Origin of the sequence: Palleronia aestuarii (assembly GCF_003253995.1) — a bacterium.
Taxonomy (GTDB): domain Bacteria; phylum Pseudomonadota; class Alphaproteobacteria; order Rhodobacterales; family Rhodobacteraceae; genus Palleronia; species Palleronia aestuarii.
Map to the genome: position 1 here is coordinate 1 of NZ_QKZL01000070.1, position 2,565 is coordinate 2,565.

Annotated in this window: 2 protein-coding genes; both read left to right on the forward strand. The window is 64.4% G+C overall.

Annotation, left to right across the window (positions count from 1 at the left end; translation table 11 throughout):
• The first annotated feature begins 130 nt into the window (after nucleotides 1-130).
• On the forward strand, nucleotides 131-1,018 hold the full coding sequence (locus tag LX81_RS21735) for a tyrosine-type recombinase/integrase (RefSeq protein WP_111539312.1): 888 nt from the start codon (nucleotides 131-133) through the stop codon (nucleotides 1,016-1,018).
• A gap of 12 nt (nucleotides 1,019-1,030) precedes the next feature.
• On the forward strand, nucleotides 1,031-2,227 hold the full coding sequence (locus tag LX81_RS21740) for an IS91 family transposase (protein ID WP_111539313.1): 1,197 nt from the start codon (nucleotides 1,031-1,033) through the stop codon (nucleotides 2,225-2,227).
• The last annotated feature ends 338 nt before the right edge of the window (nucleotides 2,228-2,565 follow it).

Here is a 2,565-nt window from a genome sequence, read left to right on the forward strand (position 1 = left end):
GGACGAAGCCGCTCCGCGGCATTGGCGCATTTGGCTGATGGAGTGAGCCGCCCATAGCGGCGCGCATTTCGTGATCTGCACGACCTGGCTGACGATTGGGGCCTTCTCAATCATCAGACAGGAGGTTCCCATGAAGGAGGAGAGAGCAACCCCGCTGCGCCAGCGGATGATCGAAGACATGCGCATCCGCGGGATGGGCGACAAGGCGCAGAAGTCCCATATCCGCGCGATCAAGGATTTCGCGGCCTTTCTTGGGCGATCACCCGACACGGCGACGCCGGAGGATCTTCGCGCCTATCAGCTCCACATGACCGACACCGGGGTCACACCATCGACGTTCAACGTGCGGATCGTGGCACTGCGGTTCTTCTTCGGCATGACCTGCGGGCGGGAGGAGATGAAGCGTTACATGCAGTTCCGCACCGAACCGCGGAAGCTGCCCGTGGTGTTCAGCGTCGAGGAGGTGTCCGACATCCTGATGGCGGCGCCGGGGCCCGGGCTGAAGTATCGCGCCGCGCTCAGCATCTCCTACGGCGCGGGCCTCCGGGCGGCCGAGGTCTGCAACCTCAAGATCGGCGACATCGACAGCGACCGGATGCTGATCCACGTCGAGCAGGGCAAGGGCCAGAAGGACCGCAAGGTGATGCTGTCGCCGGGATTGCTGGAGCTGTTGCGCACTTGGTGGCGCGAGGCCCGGCCGGAGGGTTGGCTGTTCCCCGGCAAGCCGAAGATCAACCCGATCTCACCGCGCCAGTTGAACCGCGCCTTCACCTCGGCCAAACACATGGCCGGGGTCAAGAAGCCCGCCACCTTGCACACGTTGCGCCACAGCTTCGCGACGCATCTGCTGGAGGCCAATACCGACGTGCGGGTGATCCAGGTGCTGCTCGGCCACGCCAAGCTGACGACCACCGCGCGATACACCCACGTGGCCACCAAGACGATCCGCGACACCGTCAGCCCATACGAGATGCTGGGCAGGTTGCAGGACCAGACCGTGAAGCGAAGTCTGGAGTGACCGGGTGCCGGGGTGACCCGGCCGAAGCTGGAGCTGGCTGACATCTTCCGTGCCCATGGTCCTGCGTGGCGACAGGCCAATGCCGGGCATGTCAGCCTCTCCCAGATGAAGGTGATGTCGGCGATTGAAGCCTGCCGGACCGAGGCGCTCGGCGGGCATGTGGCCGGCTGTGCCAAGTGCGGCCATCACCATATTGCCTACAATTCCTGCAAGAACCGGCACTGCCCGAAGTGTCAGGGACCGGCGGCACGCGACTGGATGGCGGCGCGGGCCGAAGACCTGCTGCCCGTGGAATATTTCCACGTGGTCTTTACCCTGCCAGCCGAGATTGCGCAGATCGCCTATTGGAACAAGAAGGCGGTCTACGGGCTGCTGTTCAAGGCATCGGCGGAGACGGTGATGACCCTCGCGGCCGATCCCAAGCGCATGGGCGCGCGGGTGGGCATGACCAGCGTGCTGCACACCTGGGGATCGGCGCTGACGCACCACCCGCACATCCACATGATCGTGCCGGGCGGCGGCCTGTCGCGAGACGGCACGAAGTGGGTCGCCTGCCGTTCCGGGTTCTTTCTGCATGTGCGGGTGCTATCGCGACTGTTCCGACGCCTGTTTCTGGAAGGGCTGATGGAGCTGCACCGGGCCAGTCAATTGGCGTTCTTCGGCGATCTGGCAGAGCTGATCGAGGCGAACGCCTTCACAGCCTGGCTCGCACCGCTCCGCAAATCCGAATGGGTGGTCTATGCCAAACCGCCCTTCGGCGGCCCCGAAGCCGTGCTAACTTATCTCAGCCGCTACACGCACCGCGTCGCCATTTCCAACGCGCGCCTGGTCAGCGCGGATGCCGATACCGTGGCCTTTCGTTGGAAGGATTATCGCATCAAGTCCGGCGATCGCCAAAAGGTCATGCGACTGGCCACGCCCGAGTTCATCCGCAGATTCCTGATCCATGTCCTGCCCGACAACTTCCACCGCATCCGGCATTACGGCTTGGTGGCCAGTTCGACCCGCAAGGCCAACATCACCAAGATCCGCGCCTTGCTCTGCGTCCAGCAGCCTGAACAGGTCGCCGTGCCGGAACCACAGGCCGAGGCTCCGCTCACCCTGCGCGAGCCATGCCCCTGCTGCGGCGGGCCCATGCGTATCATTGAGATCTTCCGGCGCGGGCAGATACCGATGTCGCGCGCGCCACCGAGGGAGCAGGCCGCATGACGTATCGCCCGTCATCCATCACGGAGCACCACCGGCTGCGATCCGCAGACCCGGCCCAAATAGTTTGGGTCTGTCTGCCTTCGGCGCGCCACACGGCGGCACTCACGCGGCAACCAGCAGCTTTGTCGGGATCATCGAACGAGCTTCCGCCCGTCTCAGGCGCCATGCGCACCTTCAACCGACCCCCTGATCCAGCCGTTGCCCCACCCCATCGCGCACTTTCCCCATAGATCGCACCAAGACCCCCGCGGCTTCCTCCTTGGGAGGTTTTCCAACACGGGTCGTGGTTCCGACAGTGCGCAACGTTTCGCCGCGACCCGCATCAGAAAACCTTCACC